Genomic DNA, 16487 nt, shown 5'->3' on the forward strand with positions numbered 1-16487 from the left:
GTCGCGCATCGCGGTCAAGCCGCGGGCAATGAATCGTTTCACGGGCAGGCTACAACGAGCGCCCGCTCCGACGCAACAGGTCGAGGTCAGTCGGCCGCCGTCGACGCCCGCGCGACCAGCTCGGGCTGGAAACGCACGTGCGATCGATCCGTGTCGGCATCATCGGCGAGAAGCAGGTCGACCGCGGTGAATCCGAGGGCAGCGGCCGGCTGACGCACCGAGCTCAGGGGGACGGCCGCGGCGGCGGCGAAGTCGATGTCGTCGTAACCGATCAGGGCGAGGTCGTCGGGAACCCGCACCCCCGACGACGACAGCGCCTGCAGCATCCCGACCGCGAGGAGGTCGTTCGCGGCGAAGACCGCGTCGGGCCGATCGTCGACGGCACGCGCGCGGAGGCGCTCGCCGGCCGCCCGGCCGTGCTGCACGGTCATCCCCGCCTGCTCCACCACCTCGAGGGCGGCGTCGTCGCGGGTCGCGATTGCTTCACGGGCGCCTTCGAGGCGGTCGGAGACCTGCCGCGCGGACAGCGGCCCGCCGAGGAACACGATCCGACGCCGGCCCATGGCGAGCAGATGCTCGACCGCGAGCCTGCCGCCCGCCACGTCGTCGACCGCGACGGAGGGGAGGGGCGTTCCCGCCGAGTGACGGTCGACGAGCACGACGGCGGTGCCCGCGTCGGCGAGGCGCTGCATCGCCCCCAGGTCTTCGGACGCCGGACTGATCAGCACCCCGCGCACCCGCTGCTCGAGGAGGAGCTCGAGCAGCCGGGCCTCGCGGGCGGCATCGCCGTCGCTCGTGACGATCAGCACCGCCATGTCGTCATCGGCTGCGCGCCTCTCGGCGCCGCGGGCGACCTCGGCGAAGAACGGGTTGCCGATGTCGGGCAGCACGAGGCCGATCGACCGGCTCTTGCCGGCACGCAACTGGCGGGCGGCGTCGTTGCGCACATAGCCCAGCTCGGCGATCGCGTCGTGCACGCGTTGCGACACGTCGGGGGACACCCCGACCCGGCGGTTGAGAACGTTCGAGACGGTGCCCACCGATACGGCCGCGCGCGCCGCGACGTCTTTGATGCTCGCCGCCATCGGGGCTCCTTCCGGTCTCATGCGACTCTAGACATCGTCGGCGACGGCCGCTTCGCCGAGGGGTCAGCGGATGCAGCGGTACACCCGTATTTCGAGGGGCTGAGCGTCTGCTGGACATACCCGGAGACATACCCGGGCGGGTATGAGCGTGCGCGTAGTGTCGGCTACAGCGATCGGCAACCGGCCTTTGGCTTCCCCCTCCAGCGATGCCCCCGCGTCGCTGCCGATCGACAGGAGCCCCTCGTGGCATCACCCGTCGTCGCAACGACTTCCCCCACCTCGACACTCGGCCCCGTGCGTACGACCTACGCCACGACCAAGGACTTCCCGCCCGTCGCGAAGGCCTACACCCAGGTCTCGCAGGTGGTGAAGGAAACGGGTCTGCTCCGCCGGGCGCCGCTGTTCTACGCGCTCGTGGGTGCCGCGATCGTGCTCGGCTTCGCCGGCGCGATCACCGGGTTCCTGCTCCTGGGCGACTCCTGGTTCCAGCTGCTCATCGCCGCCGCCCTCGGCATCCTGTTCACGCAGGCGGCGTTCATCTCCCACGAGGCGGCTCACAAGCAGATCTTCGCGTCGGGCAAGGCCAATGATCGCCTCGCGCGCTTCATCGGCCCCGGCATCGTGGGCATGAGCTACACCTGGTGGGACTCGAAGCACTCCCGTCACCACGCCAACCCCAACCGCGTCGGCAAAGACCCCGACATCGAGATCGACACGATCTCGTTCATCGAAGAAGATGCGGCGAAGGCCCGGGGCATCGTCAAGCTCATCACCCGCAAGCAGGGCTACCTGTTCTTCCCGCTGCTGACGCTCGAGGGCATCAACCTCCACTTCCTCGGGATCAAGCACAACCTCGCGCGCGGCCCGGTTCCCCGTCGCTGGGAGGAACTGACCCTCATCCTGCTGCGTCTCGCCGTCGTGATCGTGCCGGTCTTCCTGCTCCTGCCCCTCGGCATGGCTTTCGCCTTCATGGGCGTGCAGCTCGCGGTCTTCGGCATCTACATGGGTGCGGCGTTCGCTCCGAACCACAAGGGCATGCCGATCATCGACCCCAACGCGCGTCTCGACTTCTTCAGCAAGCAGGTGCGCACCTCCCGCAACGTCGCCGGTGGCTGGTGGGCCACCGCGCTCATGGGCGGCCTCAACTACCAGGTCGAGCACCACCTCTTCCCGAGCATGGCTCGTCCCCACCTCGCGCAGGCTCGTGAGATCGTCATCGAGTACTGCCGCACCTTCGACGTGCCGTACACCGAGACGAGCCTCATCAAGTCTTACGCGATCGTCATCGAGTACCTGAACCGCGTCGGCCTCGCCGCCGGCGGCGATCCCTTCGACTGCCCCGCAGCGATGCAGATGGGTGCCTACCGCAAGGTCTGAGCCTCGACACAGAACCTGAGAACGGATGCTGCGCGCGTGCGCAGCATCCGTTCTTCTTTGCGCCGACCTCTCGCATTCCCGGATCGCGATGGCCGTCGCGCCGCAGACCGATTGCCGCTGCTGGACGAACCGAGTTCCCCACGGCAGACGTTCCGGGGTAGGAGATGGCGCCGGCGTAGGCCGATTCATCCTCATTCGGCCTGCGTTCGCCCCATCGCCTACGCTCGCGACACGGCCCGGCGGCGGGTCAGGCGTTCTTGTACGACTTCAGTCGGCTGAGCAGCGACGGCGCGGTGCGGTCGAAGACGCGGCCTCCGACGATCACGCCGACGACGCACAGCACCGCGCCGAGTACGATGCCCACGATGACGGCGAGCCACGACCACAGGGGGTCGCCGAGCGCGATGGCGAGCACGGCGAACACGATCTCGGGTGCGGCAAGGAGCCCGGCCACGAGCCACAGCCCGATGCCGACGAGGCCCATGGTGAACGTCGCACCGGGCACGCGCTTGAACGGGCTGTCGCCGGCGGCGGCCACCGGGATCACCAGCAGAGCCGAGCTGACGGCGCAGACGCCGTAAGCGGTGAGGAGCACTCCGAACGAGGCGCCGAGAACCGCGGGCAGCACCTCCCAGCGGCCCGAGATGCCGACGGTGACGACGGCGACCAGGAGCACGAGGGGGACCGCGACGGATGCTGCGGCGAGCGTGCGCCCGACGCGGTCGGCCCTCCCGCGGATCCCGGTCTGCAGGATGCCCGCGAATGCCGTGCCGTCGTAGGAGATGATCGTGTACGGCGCGACGCCGACGAAGAACGCCGAACCGATCGCGGACCCCGCGAAGAACGGGCTCGTCAGATCGCCGCCGCTGTAGAACAGCACGAAGACCGGCACCAGCGGGGCGAGGAGCAGCTGCTGCAGGTAGCGGGCGTCGCGCACCCAGTAGGTGAGCGAGCGGGCCCAGGTCGCGCCCACGGGTCCGGTCGGGAGACGGCCGAACCAGCCGAGGGAGCCCGACTGCACGCGGCGTGCGGACGTCTGCGGCGGCGAGGCGAGACCGGCCGCGAGGCTGCGGCTCCACAGCAGCCAGAGCCCCGCAAGGGTGGCGGCGGCGATGAGCAGCTTGAACAGAGCGGTCACCGGCGAGCCGGCGGCGAGATCGCCGGGCACCGCCCAGGCGGCGGCGAGCGGCGTCCACGAGAGGCCGTCGAGGATCGCGAGGAACTGCACGCCCGATTCGACCCCGGTGCGGAAGAGCTGCGTCGCGCCGAGGAAGATCGGACCGGCGAAGAGGATCACCACGAACGCGATCAGGCCGACCGTCTCCTGGGTGCGACGGCGACCGCCCAGCCCCGACGCGAGCGAGGCGACGGTGCGGGACGCGACGACGCAGATCGCGACGCCGAGCGGCACGCACACGACCGCCGCGACGGCGGCGAGGGGCCAGCGCCACCACGCGGTGAAGGTCGCGAGGCCGCCGATGAGCGAGGCGAGACCGGGGATGCCGGTGAGCCCCGCGATCGCGATCGCGATCATCATCCGCCCGGTCGTGAGCGGGAAGGTCGCGAGCTTCGCGGGATCGAGGGTCGTGTCGATCCCGGCGACGAAGACGGGGCCGATGATCCAGCCGAGAGTGAGGATCGCACCGCCGGCGACGACGGCGTAGCGGGTCACATCCGCCCCGGCCGCCCCGGCGAAGAAGAGCCCGACCGCCGCCATGAACAGCACGCCCACGGCCCAGAAGGCGGTGATGATGAAGCCGACGAGCTGCCAGGGGCTGCGCGCGAGAGTGTTGCCGAGGATGCGGAACCGGATCCTCAGGAGCGTCGCAACCACTCGGGGCCCTCCGTGTGGTGACGGCCGCCGACGAGTTCGACGAAGCGGTCCTGCAGGCTCTCGCCGCCGCGCACCTCGTCGACGGTGCCCGCGGCGAGGAGGCGTCCGGCGCCGATGACGGCGACGTGATCGCACATGCGCTGCACGAGGTCCATGGAGTGGCTCGAGACGATGACCGTGCCGCCGCCCTGCGTGTACCCGCGCAGGATGTCTTCGATGTTCGCGGCGGACACCGGGTCGACTGACTCGAACGGCTCATCGAGCACGAGCAGGCGCGGCGCATGCACGAGCGCGCACGCCAGGGCGATCTTCTTGGTCATACCGGCCGAGTAGTCCACGACGGGAGTGCCCGCGGCCTCGCCGAGGTCCATGATGCGCAGGAGGTCGGCGGTGCGCTGGCCGATCTCGTCGCGCGAGAGACCGAACATCATGCCGGTGTAGGTCACCAGCTGCTCGCCGGTGAGCCGGTCGAAGAGCTTCACTCCGTCGGCGAGGTTGCCGATCATCGCCTTCGCCTCGACCGGGTGCGCCCAGACGTCGACCCCGTGGATCGTGGCCGTGCCGGCGTCGGGGCGCAGCAGTCCGGTCGCCATCGAGAGCGTCGTCGTCTTCCCCGCGCCGTTCGGACCGACCAGGCCGTAGAACGAGCCTGTCGGCACGACGAGATCGAGCCGGTCGACGGCGACCTTCTCGCCGAAGCGTTTGACGAGCCCGGAGAGAGCCATCGCCGGCACCCCCGCATCGGCTGGTGGGGGAGCGGTCACGGGGATCGGAAGATCGCGAGGGTCGGCCACCCCTCGAACCTAGCGGGGCCGAGTGCGCCGCCACCAGCGCGACGGCCGAGGGGTCTGCTCGGGAGGGACGGCGGATGCGGCGCTCTCCCGCGCGGTGCGACGGTTCTGCCACGCGGCGACCTCCGCGTCGACGTCGTGCGTGGGAGTGACGACGGGGGGTCCGCCGAGGAGCTGCCGCCGCGCTTCGATCACCCGCCGGTTGAAGTCCTCGACAACATCGCGAACCTCGTCTTCGCGGCGGAGGGTGTCGAGGCGCTCGGCCATCTCGGCGTGCTCGACCCGCAGAGTTAGGGCGGGAGGACCGAGTCCGGTGATCTGCTCCGAGGCGATCTTCCGCCGGATCCACCAGTCGGGATCGTGCGTGTCACCGAGCCCGACAAGGGGCTTTCCCGCGCCGGGAAGCCCGTCGAAGTCCCCGCGCCGGATCGCCTGCTGGATCGCCGTCTCGACGTACGCGGCGCGCTCGCCCGCGGTCGAGCCCCGGGCGACATCTGCTTCGGTGTCCGCAGCATCCGGTGTCTCGCCCGCCGCCGCGGCATCGCGTGCCTGTCGATACTCCTGTGCGGCCTGCCGCGGATCGTCTCGCATGTGCTCTCCGGACCCTCCTCGTCTTTCATCGAACAGAATGTGCCGCCCTCCTGCAAGTGACCCCACCCATTCATGGCGTCGGATGCTGCGAACGGGCGCAGTCGCGACGGATCGCCTCCGCGCGGTGCGCGCCGTGGCGCACGGAGTGACCGGCGGGATCGGCACGACCGCCGACGGCATGACGGGCTCGCTGGGCTGCTGCGCTGTCCTTCTCGCAGAATCTCACGGCGTCGCCCCCTCGGGCGGCGCCGTCGTCGCGTCAGGCGTCGCGGCGTTCGCGGTCGAGGCGTCGCAGCCGGCGGCGCGCGAAGTCTTGCGCGCGGGGGCCGGATCCCAGGGCCCGCGCCGAGACCGCGAGAACGATGCGCGTGAGCGTCACCACCGGCAGGGGCGAGCGTCGCAGGCCCAGCATCTTGCGCCACTCACGCGGCAGCGACGCCACGGCCGCTTCGAAGAGCACGCGGTAGGCCAGCCCCATCGCCCCGGTGAACGGAGGCTTCCGCAGGAAGCGCACCACCTCGTCGACCCGCTCGTCGCGACGCAGCTCGCCGCGGGAGCGGAAGCCCTCGAGCGCGGCTCGCAGCTGCGCCTCGCTGGTCGGCGGCTCCGGTACGCGCATGAGTCTTCCGGCGGCCGCCCATTCGGCGACGTAGGCGTCGGCGCCCCCGGGAATCGGGGCGCCCCACATCTCGTGGCTGCGCAGGAAGGCGTCGGCGAACGCGAGGTGCACCCAGGTGACGAGGTCGGAGGCATCGGCGGTATACCCGCGGACCTCTCCGTCGCCGGCGGTGTAGTCCCCCTTCACCCGGGTATGCAGGCGTCCGACCCGTGCGGTCTCGGCCTCCGCCTGGGTGCGCGAGCCGTAGGTGACGCAGATGACCCAGCGCACGGTACCGCTCAAGCGTCCGATGGGGTCTTCTCGGTACCGGGACCAGTCATGCACGCCCGCGAGAGCTCCCGGGTGCAGTGCCTGCACGAGCAGCGCGCGGATACCCGCCACGAGCGTTCCCATCCCGCCGTGCACGACCCACGTCGCGCCGTCTTCGGGGAAGTATCCCGCGTCGTCGCCCTCTTCGATCGCGAGCACCCACGGCGGAGTGCCGTTCGGGTCGCCGGCGAGGGCCGTCAGCATCCGCGAGCGCAGACGTGTCGTGCGCGCGGACGGGCCGGATGCGGTCATCCTCCCAGCGTGCCACCGCCGTGGCGGGCAGGGGTCGGGTTCTCACGCCGTCGAACGACCTGCGCAGCATCCCCGTCTCCGGGGGAGTGCGAGAAGAGGCTGGCGGGGTGACGGTGGTAGCGGTAACATTGGGATGCGGCCGACGGGGCCGCGCACGACGACGATGGAGCTTCCGTGAGCAGTACCGCCCTCACCCCCGAGATCCAGGACGCGGTCGAGGCGGTGCGAGCCGATGTGGCCCGCCTGCACGGCGAGCTCGTCCGTTACGGCCTGGTCGTCTGGACCGGTGGCAACGTCTCGGGGCGCGTGCCGGGTGCCGATCTCTTCGTGATCAAGCCGTCCGGTGTGTCGTACGACGACCTGGCTCCCGAGAACATGATCCTCTGCGACCTCGACGGCAACGTCATCCCCGGCACCCCGGGGAGCGAGCGGAGCCCCTCGAGCGACACCGCCGCCCACGCCTACGTCTACCGCAACATGCCCGACGTCGGGGGCGTCGTGCACACCCATTCGACCTACGCCGTGGCCTGGGCCGCGCGAGGCGAGGAGATCCCCTGCGTGATCACGGGCATGGCCGACGAGTTCGGCGGGCCCATCCCGATCGGCCCGTTCGCGGTCATCGGCGACGACTCCATCGGCCGCGGCATCGTCGAGACCCTGCGCGGTCACCGCAGTCGCGCCGTGCTCATGCAGAACCACGGGCCGTTCACGATCGGCGTCTCGGCCAAGGATGCGGTGAAGGCCGCCGTGATGTGCGAGGACGCCGCGCGGTCGGTGCACATCGCGCGCGAGGCCGGGCCCCTCATCCCCATCCCGCAGGACCGGATCGACGCCCTCTACAACCGCTATCAGAACGTCTACGGCCAGAACTCGGACGCCCGCCGGTGACCGCCGCGATCGCCGACGGCCGCGCCGTGCTCGGGATCGAGCTCGGCTCGACCCGTATCAAAGCGTGCCTCATCGACCCCGACGACCCGACCACCGTGCTGGCGGTCGGCAGCTCGGACTGGGAGAACCGCTTCGAGAACCGCACGTGGACCTACTCGCTCGACGACGTCTGGTCGGGTCTGCAGTCCGCGTACGCCGCTCTCCTCGCCGACGTCGACCGGCGCTACGGCATCGCCCTCGGCGCGGTCGGCGCGATCGGCATCTCGGCGATGATGCACGGCTACCTCGCCTTCGACGGCGGGGGCGAGCTGCTCGTACCGTTCCGCACGTGGCGCAACACGTCGACGGGCCCCGCCGCGGCCGAGCTGACCGAACTGTTCGGCACGAACATCCCACTGAGGTGGTCGATCGCGCACCTCTACCAGGCGGTCCTCGACGACGAGCCCCACGTGGCCGATGCGAGGTTCGTCACGACTCTCGCCGGCTACGTGCACTGGCGTCTCACCGGCCGCCGAGTGCTGGGTGTCGGCGATGCCTCGGGCATGTTCCCGATCGACGCCACGACGAAGACCTACGACGCGCGGATGCTGCGCCAGTTCGGCGATCTGGTGGGCGACCGGGGGATCGACCTCGCAGCGCTCCTCCCCGAGGTGCTCCCCGCGGGGGCGCCTGCCGGTGAGCTGACCGCCGAGGGCGCAGCCCTGCTCGACCCGACCGGAGCGCTCCGCCCGGGTGCGCTCCTCTGCCCGCCCGAGGGCGACGCGGGCACGGGCATGGTCGCGACCAACTCGGTCGCGCCGCGCACCGGAAACGTGAGCGCCGGCACGAGCATCTTCGCGATGGTCGTGCTCGAGCGACCGCTCGAGAGCCTGCATCACGAGATCGACCTCGTCACCACCCCCGCGGGCGACCCGGTCGCGATGGTGCACTGCAACAACGGCGCAAGCGAGCTCGCCGCGTGGGTGGGGCTCTTCACGCGCTTCTCGGAGGCCGCGGGCACGCCCGTCGGGGCCGATGCGGCGTTCGACGCCCTCTTCCGCGAGGCGCTCGTCGGAGCCGCCGATGCGGGCGGGCTCCTCGCCTACAACCACCTCGCCGGTGAGCCGATCGCGGGTCTCGACGAGGGCCGGCCGCTGTTCGTCCGCACTCCCGACAGCGCGCTGAACCTCGCGAACTTCATGCGGGCCCAGCTCTACGGCGTCTTCGGCACTCTCGCCCTCGGCATGCGCGTGCTCGACGGCGAGGGCGTGGCGCTCGATCGCATGTTCGCCCACGGGGGCATGTTCCGCACGGCCGGAGTCGCCCAGCGCTTCCTCGCCGGTGCGCTCGCCGCCCCGGTCTCGGTGGCCGAGACGGCGTCCGAAGGAGGAGCGTGGGGCATCGCGGTGCTCGCCGCCTACGCTGCGACCGCTCCCGAGACCGCGCTCGACGACTACCTGACCGACCGCGTGTTCGCCTCGGCCGCGTTCGAGACCGCCGAGCCCGATCCCGCCGACGTCGCGGGCTTCGCGTCGTACCTCGACCGCTACGCCGCCGGGCTCGTCGTCGAGCGGGCCGCCGTCGCCTCCCTCTGATCTTCACCGAAAGAGTCGTCCGGGTGCTCCGGAGGCGATCGGCGCCGACCGGTAAAGTTGCTCACCGCACGAGGACTCTCCTGAGGGAGTCGACCAGGCTCCTGCCCTCGGCTACGGAGCGCGACCTGAGACAGGGTGGGAGAAGCATGCGAAGGCGCATCTTCAGGTGGGGACGGGTCGGTTCGTGGGCCAGCGTCGCGCTGGCGGCCGTGCTCGTGGCGGTGCCGGCGGTCGCCACAGCGGACGCGGCGGCCGACATCACGTGGTCGGTGACCCCCGCGAGCGTGAACGGCCCTGACGACCGAAGCGTGATCGAGCAGGAGGTCGATGCCGGGTCTTCGAGCCAGGACTTCTTCGCGGTGCGCAATCTGAGCCAGTCGGAGGTGACATTCCGACTCTCCGCGGCGGACGGCTACTACACCGATGCCGGGCGGTTCAACATGCTGGCTGCTGACGAAGAATCGGTAGACGCCGGCACGTGGATCGCGATGCCGGAGACGGTGACAGTAGGAGCCGGTGCCACCGTTGTCGTGCCCTTCACGACGACCGTGCCTGCCGACGCGATACCCGGCGATCACGCGGCCGGTATCGCCGCATCCGTCCTCTCCTCGGGCACGGACGACGGCGGGGCTCAGGTCGGTGTCGAGAGCCGGGTCGGGTTCCGAGTGCTCACGCGGGTGACGGGTGAGATCACACCCTCCGTAGAGATCGCGGCGATCAGCACCGGCTACGAGATGTCGTGGAATCCCGTGCGGCCCGGTGTCGCGACGGTCACCTTCGACGTTCGCAACACCGGGAACGCGAGTGTGTCCGTTGTCGGTCGCGTCAGCGCCGGGACGGGATCCGCAGCGTTCCCGGCGCCGGATGAACCGCAACAGCTGCTCCTTCCCGGGGACAGTCGCAGCTTCACCGTCACGGTGGGCGAGGTCTGGCCGACGCTTTTCGTGCCCGCATCGATCTCGCTGACTCCCTCGGCGACCGACTTCGGGGGCGCGCGCATCGATATGGCCCCCCTCGCCTCCGATGCGACGATCTGGGCCGTCCCGATCCCGCAGCTGCTGCTGATCCTCGGTCTCGCGCTCGTTCTGCTCGCCCTTCTCTGGGGGCGGCGGCGTTCCCGACGCAAGTTCGCGGAGGCGATCACGGCGGCGCGCGAGGAGGGGATGGCCTCAGCCGGTGCGCGCGCTCATGCCGGGGAATCAGCGCCGTTGACGAGGTCTGCCCTGCGGAGCGCCGAGCGCCGAGACGGGGACGGATGATCCATCGTCAGCGTCCCAGCATCTACGACGTCGCGCGCGAGGCCGGGGTGTCGCACATGACGGTCTCGCGGGTCGTGAACGGTCATGCGAACATTCGCGAGGCGACGCGCGCGCGGGTGCTGCAGGTCATCGAGGAGATGAACTACACCCCCAGCTCGATCGCTCGGGCGCTCGCTACACGCCGTGCGCATCGGATCGGCGTGTTGGTCGACGCCCCGGATCAGTACGGGCCGAACAGCACGCTGCAAGCGCTCGAGAGTGCCGCTCGCGCGGCGGGATACGCGATCAGCACGTTCTCGATCGCCGATGACGGTGGGTCGCAGATCGATTCCGGCGCGGCGGAACTCGCGACTCAGGGTGTCGAAGCGTTATGCGTCATCGCGCCCCGTGCGTCATCTCTCGACTTGCTCCGACGACAGGCGACGGGCTTGCCGACCGTCGTCATCAAGTCGGAACGAGACGAGCAGTGGCACACGATCGGGGTCGATCAGCGGGCCGGGGCGGTGAAAGCGGTCACCCATCTCATCGAGCTCGGGCACACCTCGATCGCGCACCTCGCGGGGCCGCTCGACTGGTTCGACTCCCGTGAGCGTGCGGAAGGTTGGCGCCAGGCGCTGAGAGAGCACGGTATCCCGGCCGGTGTGACGGTGAGCGGAGACTGGACGTCGAACTTCGGTTACGAGTTCGGTCGCGGATTCGATCCCGGCAGCACGACGGCGGTCTTCGCGTCCAATGACCAGATGGCACTCGGGCTGATTCACGGGCTCAGCGAGCGAGGAATACATGTCCCGCGCGACATCAGCATCGTGGGCTTCGACGACCTTCCCGACACGCGTCACTTCCTGCCCCCCTTGACGACCGTTCGCCAGGATTTCGCGGCTCTGGGCGATCTGGCCCTGCACCGCATCGTCGCCGCGATCGAGAGCGACAGTTCCGTCCGTCACGAGACCATCGAGCCGGACCTGGTCGTCCGCACGTCCTCGGCGTCGCCGTCGGTCGCTGGGAGCCGAGGCTGAGACCGACGGTCCAGGTCGCGATCAGCGAGGACGCGTGCTTCGCGGGCGTCGCTCCGGCCGGCGAGAGTGCTGCGAAACAGGCTCGCAGTTTGTAGTGTTAGCGCGCACACTGTTTGTGGCAGCCGCACCTCCTCCGAAGACGAAAGAGTCCCGTCATGTCCCGTACGCCTTTGTCCACGTCGCTCGATGCCTTCGAGGTGTGGTTCGTCACCGGTAGCCAGAATCTGTATGGGGAGGAGACGCTGCGTCAGGTGGCGGAGCAGTCTCAGGCGGTGGCGGATGGTTTGGGTGGGTTGCCGGTGCGGGTGGTGTGGAAGCCGGTGTTGAAGGATTCGGACAGCATCCGCCGTCTCGCGCTGGAGGTCAATGGTCGTGATGACGTGATCGGTGTGGTCGCGTGGATGCATACGTTCAGTCCGGCGAAGATGTGGATCGCGGGGTTGGATGCGTTGCAGAAGCCGCTCCTTCACCTGCATACGCAGGCGAATGTGGAGTTGCCGTGGGCGGATATCGATTTCGATTTCATGAATCTGAACCAGGCGGCGCATGGTGACCGGGAGTTCGGGTACATCCAGACGCGCCTCGGTGTTGCCCGGAAGACCGTGGTGGGGCATGTGTCGAACCCGGTGGTGTTGCAGCAGGTGGAGGATTGGCAGCGTGCGGCGGCGGGGTGGGCGGCGTCGCGGACGCTGAAGCTCGCGCGGTTCGGTGACAACATGCGGTTCGTCGCGGTCACCGAGGGCGATAAGACCGAGGCCGAGCTGCGTTTCGGTGTGCAGGTGAACACGTGGGGCGTGAACGAGCTGGCGGATGCTGTGGCCGCAGCATCCGCCGCGGACGTCGACGCGCTCGTGGCCGAGTACATCGCCACGTACGACGTAGCCGACGAGCTGCTGCCCGGCGCCGAGCGCCACCAGTCGTTGCGTGATGGTGCGGCGATCGAGATCGGGCTGCGTTCCTTCTTGGAGGAGGGTAGGTTCGGCGCGTTCACCACGAGTTTCGAAGACCTCGGAGCACTCAAGCAGCTGCCGGGGCTGGCGGTGCAGCGGTTGATGGCCGAGGGCTACGGTTTCGGTGCGGAGGGCGACTGGAAGACCGCGATCCTCGTGCGTGTCGCGAACGTGATGGGTGCGGGTCTTCCCGGGGGCGCGTCGCTGATGGAGGACTACACGTACGACCTCGTCCCCGGTAACGAGCGCATCCTCGGCGCTCACATGCTGGAGGTGTCGCCGTCGCTGACGACCGCGAGACCGCGCCTGGAGGTGCATGCCCTGGGCATCGGGGGGAAGGATGACCCGGTGCGGCTGGTGTTCACCGCCGACCCCGGCCCGGCGCTGGTGGTGGCGATGAGTGACATGCGCGACCGGTTCCGTCTGGTCGCGAACGTGGTGGAGAACGTCGATGCCCCCGATCTCCCGAACCTTCCCGTGGGGCGGGCGGTGTGGAAGCCCGCACCGGACTTCGCCACGTCGACCTCGTGCTGGTTGGCGGCGGGGGCCGCGCACCACACCGTGATGACCACCGCGGTGGGTATCGACGTGTTCCGCGACTTCGCGGAGATCGCGAAGACCGAGCTCGTCGTCATCGACGAGGACACCACCGTCCGCGACTTCCACCGCGAACTGCGCTGGAACCAGGCCTACTACCGCCTCGCCCAGGGACTCTGACGTGGCACGCGTTCCCGTCTCCGGCGAGCAGCACGTCCTGCGGGCCGGCGAATACGACGCGATCGTCGCGAGCGTCGGTGCCTCCCTCCGCTCGCTGACCTACCGCGGTCGCGACCTCGTCGTACCGTTCGACGCCGACGAGCTCCGCCCTGGCTTCCGCGGGGCGACGCTCGCCCCCTGGCCGAACCGCATCGTGGACGGGCGCTACACGTTCGGCGGCGAGGAGCACCAGGTCGCGCTGAGCGAGCCGAACCGCGGTCACGCCCTGCACGGTCTGCTCGGGTGGAGCGACTTCAGCGTCACCGACAAGGGTCCGAGCCACGTGACCCTCGCCGCCACCGTCGAACCGCAGGTCGGCTACCCGTGGCGCGTCGAGGTCGAGACGACCTTCGCCCTCTCCTCGGAGGGGCTCACCCAGTCGGTGACGGCACGCAACGACTCCGCGACGTCCGCTCCGTGGGGAACCGGTCCGCACCCCTACCTCGTCGCGGGCGAGGGCCTCGTCGATGGGTGGACCCTCACGCTTCCCGCAGCGCAGGTGCTCGAGGTCACGCCCGACCGCCTTTCGCCCACCGATCTCTCCCCCGTGGGCGTCGATGCCGACCGGTTCGACTTCCGTGTCGCCCGCCCGCTGGGTGCGGTCGAGATCGATCACGCCTTCACCGCACTCGATCGTGACGACGACGGACTCGCGACCGTGACGGTGACGGATGCTGCGGGAACCGGCGTCGCGATGGACTGGGATGCCACGTGCCCCTGGGTGCAGATCCACACGGCCGACGTCGATGGCGACCCCGCGACTCCCGGCTACCGCGTCGGACTCGCGGTGGAGCCGATGACCTGCGCGCCCGACGCGTTCAACGACACGGCCTACCCGTTCGACGCCGGGCTCACCGTCCTGGAGCCCGGCGTACAGCATCCGGGCGCCCGGTGGCGCATCCGCGCGATCGGCTGATCCCGAGCGTGCCGAGTATCAGTGCCCGTCGTGCGTCACGACGGGCACTGTGCCGTCGTCGGTGAGGAGCACGGCGTCCTGCGCCGCGCCGAGCGCGGGGGTGACGATCACGGCGATGATCGCCGCGGCCACCAGCATGCCGAGGAGTCCGCGGAGCGCCCCGACGTCGCGGGGCTTGTCCGCGCCGCGACGGACCACCACGGCGCAGGCGCCGCCGACGATCAGCAGGAGGAAGGTGCCCGCGGCGATCGCGTAGACGCCCGTGTGGGAGGGTGCGACGGCGAGCAGTCCGAACATCGCCAGCACGCCCGCGACGGCCCCGGCCAGCGCGAGCGGGGGAGCGACGAGACGGGAGGCGACGAGGTTGGCCCCGCCCCAGAAGAGCGAGAGCACGCCGAGGCTGACCAGCACCACTCCGACAGCCCGGTCGCTGAACGTGGAGCTGGCTCCGACGATCGCGCCGGCGCCGAGGGCGGCTTGGATGAGTCCGGCGCCCCAGGCCGCGACCGAGGGCCACGATGCGGTGAAGCCGGACGACCCCACGGCCGGACGGGCTCGATGAGCCGTCACGACCGTGGGGGTGTTCGCGTGAACAGTCACGGTGGTGAGTCGTTCGATCAGATCGCGGCGGTTCGGGGAACGTTCTTGTCGGCGGCGAGGCCGACACCGAGCAGAACGACCGCGCTGGCGAGGTGGAGGAAGTGGTCGGCCACGTTCAGCGCGAGGATGTTCGCGGCGGTTCCGACGAGGAAGAAGCCGACGACACCCAGGAGCAGGTAGACGGCGCCCACCGTGGTGTTGACGCCCTTCGCGGCGCGGACGTTGGCGAGACCGGCGATCAGGAGCGCCGCGCCGATGAGGAGGTGGGCGATGTTGTGCAGCGGGTTCACCTCGAAGATGCCGAGGAGAAGGCCTCCCTCGGTGGCGATGAAACCCACGCCGCCGGTCACGGCGAAGCCGAGCAGACCGACGAGCAGGTAGACGGCGCCGAAGATGGTGGCGACGATGCGGTTCGGTGACGAGCCCATGAGGGACCTCCTTGTTCAGGATGCGACCGGCGCCGCATCTGAGAATGATTCGTATCGGGTGGAAGATCGGATTGGGCGTTCTCCCAGGTTCGAAGCTATGGCCTGATCGGGCCTCGAATCGCGGGGGTTGCGCGCGCCGGTCCGACGCGGTATCCGCGGACTGCCACACTTCTCGCATGAAGTTCGAGACGGCACTTTTCCAGAGCGGGAACAACACGGGCATCGAGGTGCCTCCCGAGCTGATCGAGGAGCTCGGCGGCGGCAGACGCCCCGCCGTGACCGTGACGGTCAACGGGTTCACCTACCGCAGCACGGTCGGGGTGATGGGAGGGCGCCACCTGATCCCGTTCTCGTCCGACAAGCGCGCCGAGACCGGCCTCGGCGGGGGAGACGCGATCACGGTCGAGCTCGCCCTCGACACGGCGCCGCGAACGGTCGAGCTGCCCGACGACCTCGCGACGGCCCTCGCCGAAGCCGGTTCGCGAGACCTGTTCGACGCGCTCGCGCCGAGCCAGCGCAAGGCGCACGTCACCAACGTCGAGGGCGCGAAGACCGCCGAGACGCGGGAACGCCGCATCCAGTCCATCGTGGCGAAGCTCTCCGTCTGAGCCCGGCCGCGGTCGCGCTAGCCTCGTCTAGAGGAGGTGTGCCGTGGGGAAGACGTCGGATGCTGTCGCCGAGGGCGTCTCGATCGCCGCAGCGGCCGCACGGCTGATCGTGCGCAACCGCATCCTCGTCGACACGATCGCCGATGGCGGGCAGTTCGACGCCGACGCGTTCGGCGAGATCACCCGCGAGACGCTGCTCGGGCTCGCCGCCGAGCAGGAGCGCGCCGCCGACCGGGCACGGCGCTTGCGGCGCGGCGCCTGGGGGAAGTTCTCGACCTCGTCGGGCACGCACGACTACCGCGACCGCGACACCGCGAACCTGCGCCGCCGTCGCAAGCAGTACCTGGGCGTCGCCGCGGAGCTGCGTGCCTGGGCGGGCGACGAGGCCCGCGTGAGCGCGCTGCTCGAGAGCGCGCGCGATGCCGCGTGGGGCGATGTGGAGTCGAACCTCGCCCGCCGGCTGAACGTCGAGGCGATGACGGCCGACTCCGACCCCGAGTACGAGACGATGCGCAAGGCCCGCATGGATTCGCTCCGCATGATCGACCTCGCCCGGCTCGCGTCGCAGGCCAAGAAGAAGGCCCAGCAGGCGCGCGCCGACGGCGCCTGACGCTCGCTTCGGGGCGCAGGTCTC

General features: G+C 70.1%; 16 protein-coding genes. 9 read left to right on the forward strand and 7 right to left on the reverse strand.

The window, feature by feature from the left end; all coding sequences use genetic code 11:
- Nucleotides 1-86: 86 nt before the first annotated feature.
- Nucleotides 87-1085 (reverse strand): LacI family DNA-binding transcriptional regulator, encoded by a 999-nt coding sequence (locus tag FVP77_RS14855; protein WP_147895334.1) that lies wholly within the window; start codon nucleotides 1083-1085, stop codon nucleotides 87-89.
- A gap of 294 nt (nucleotides 1086-1379) precedes the next feature.
- Here FVP77_RS14855 and FVP77_RS14860 point away from each other — a divergent pair, with 294 nt between their 5' ends.
- Nucleotides 1380-2462: a fatty acid desaturase family protein gene (locus FVP77_RS14860; RefSeq protein ID WP_147895335.1), complete on the forward strand. Its 1083-nt coding sequence runs from the start codon at nucleotides 1380-1382 to the stop codon at nucleotides 2460-2462.
- Nucleotides 2463-2709: 247 nt separating this feature from the next.
- On the opposite strand, the gene FVP77_RS14865 is transcribed toward FVP77_RS14860, so the two are convergent.
- The 4 genes from FVP77_RS14865 to FVP77_RS14880 all read right to left on the reverse strand — a co-directional run bounded on the left by FVP77_RS14865 (nucleotide 2710) and on the right by FVP77_RS14880 (nucleotide 6858).
- Nucleotides 2710-4296 (reverse strand): hypothetical protein, encoded by a 1587-nt coding sequence (locus FVP77_RS14865; RefSeq protein ID WP_147895336.1) that lies wholly within the window; start codon nucleotides 4294-4296, stop codon nucleotides 2710-2712.
- On the reverse strand, nucleotides 4278-5021 hold the full coding sequence (locus FVP77_RS14870; protein WP_116648377.1) for an ABC transporter ATP-binding protein: 744 nt from the start codon (nucleotides 5019-5021) through the stop codon (nucleotides 4278-4280). Before FVP77_RS14870 ends, FVP77_RS14865 begins: the two co-directional genes overlap by 19 nt.
- Nucleotides 5022-5099: 78 nt before the next feature.
- Nucleotides 5100-5678, reverse strand: coding sequence for a DnaJ family domain-containing protein (locus tag FVP77_RS14875; protein ID WP_147895337.1), 579 nt, complete (start codon nucleotides 5676-5678; stop codon nucleotides 5100-5102).
- Between the two features lie 259 nt (nucleotides 5679-5937).
- A complete protein-coding gene (locus tag FVP77_RS14880) occupies nucleotides 5938-6858 on the reverse strand; it encodes an oxygenase MpaB family protein (RefSeq protein WP_147895338.1) in 921 nt (306 codons plus the stop codon).
- 174 nt (nucleotides 6859-7032) lie between these two features.
- On the opposite strand from FVP77_RS14880, the gene FVP77_RS14885 reads away from it, so the two are divergent.
- From FVP77_RS14885 to FVP77_RS14910, 6 genes are all read left to right on the forward strand, one after another.
- The gene (locus tag FVP77_RS14885; RefSeq protein WP_147895339.1) at nucleotides 7033-7746 is read left to right on the forward strand and encodes an L-ribulose-5-phosphate 4-epimerase; all 714 of its coding nucleotides are present in this window, start codon (nucleotides 7033-7035) and stop codon (nucleotides 7744-7746) included.
- Nucleotides 7743-9320, forward strand: a complete 1578-nt coding sequence (locus FVP77_RS14890) for a xylulokinase (protein ID WP_147895340.1) — start codon at nucleotides 7743-7745, stop codon at nucleotides 9318-9320. Before FVP77_RS14885 ends, FVP77_RS14890 begins: the two co-directional genes overlap by 4 nt.
- A gap of 146 nt (nucleotides 9321-9466) precedes the next feature.
- Nucleotides 9467-10579, forward strand: a complete 1113-nt coding sequence (locus tag FVP77_RS14895) for a hypothetical protein (protein ID WP_147895341.1) — start codon at nucleotides 9467-9469, stop codon at nucleotides 10577-10579.
- Nucleotides 10576-11595, forward strand: a complete 1020-nt coding sequence (locus FVP77_RS14900; protein WP_147895342.1) for a LacI family DNA-binding transcriptional regulator — start codon at nucleotides 10576-10578, stop codon at nucleotides 11593-11595. Before FVP77_RS14895 ends, FVP77_RS14900 begins: the two co-directional genes overlap by 4 nt.
- A gap of 155 nt (nucleotides 11596-11750) precedes the next feature.
- Complete coding sequence (araA, locus tag FVP77_RS14905) at nucleotides 11751-13262, forward strand: L-arabinose isomerase (RefSeq protein ID WP_147895343.1); 1512 nt, start codon at nucleotides 11751-11753, stop codon at nucleotides 13260-13262.
- Nucleotide 13263: 1 nt separating this feature from the next.
- Nucleotides 13264-14217 (forward strand): aldose 1-epimerase family protein, encoded by a 954-nt coding sequence (locus FVP77_RS14910; RefSeq protein WP_147895344.1) that lies wholly within the window; start codon nucleotides 13264-13266, stop codon nucleotides 14215-14217.
- An 18-nt stretch (nucleotides 14218-14235) separates the two neighbouring features.
- Here FVP77_RS14910 and FVP77_RS14915 read toward each other — a convergent pair whose 3' ends face one another.
- Nucleotides 14236-14817: a hypothetical protein gene (locus FVP77_RS14915; protein WP_147895345.1), complete on the reverse strand. Its 582-nt coding sequence runs from the start codon at nucleotides 14815-14817 to the stop codon at nucleotides 14236-14238.
- A gap of 17 nt (nucleotides 14818-14834) precedes the next feature.
- Complete coding sequence (locus tag FVP77_RS14920; protein ID WP_147895346.1) at nucleotides 14835-15245, reverse strand: DUF4383 domain-containing protein; 411 nt, start codon at nucleotides 15243-15245, stop codon at nucleotides 14835-14837.
- A 176-nt stretch (nucleotides 15246-15421) separates the two neighbouring features.
- On the opposite strand from FVP77_RS14920, the gene FVP77_RS14925 reads away from it, so the two are divergent.
- Nucleotides 15422-15853 carry a YdeI/OmpD-associated family protein gene (locus FVP77_RS14925; protein ID WP_147895347.1) on the forward strand — a complete coding sequence of 144 codons (432 nt, stop codon included), beginning with the start codon at nucleotides 15422-15424 and terminating at the stop codon, nucleotides 15851-15853.
- A 43-nt stretch (nucleotides 15854-15896) separates the two neighbouring features.
- The gene (locus FVP77_RS14930) at nucleotides 15897-16463 is read left to right on the forward strand and encodes an asparagine synthase (RefSeq protein ID WP_147895348.1); all 567 of its coding nucleotides are present in this window, start codon (nucleotides 15897-15899) and stop codon (nucleotides 16461-16463) included.
- Nucleotides 16464-16487: the final 24 nt, after the last annotated feature.

The sequence above is a fragment of the Microbacterium hatanonis genome (genome assembly GCF_008017415.1).
GTDB classification, from domain to species: domain Bacteria; phylum Actinomycetota; class Actinomycetes; order Actinomycetales; family Microbacteriaceae; genus Microbacterium; species Microbacterium hatanonis.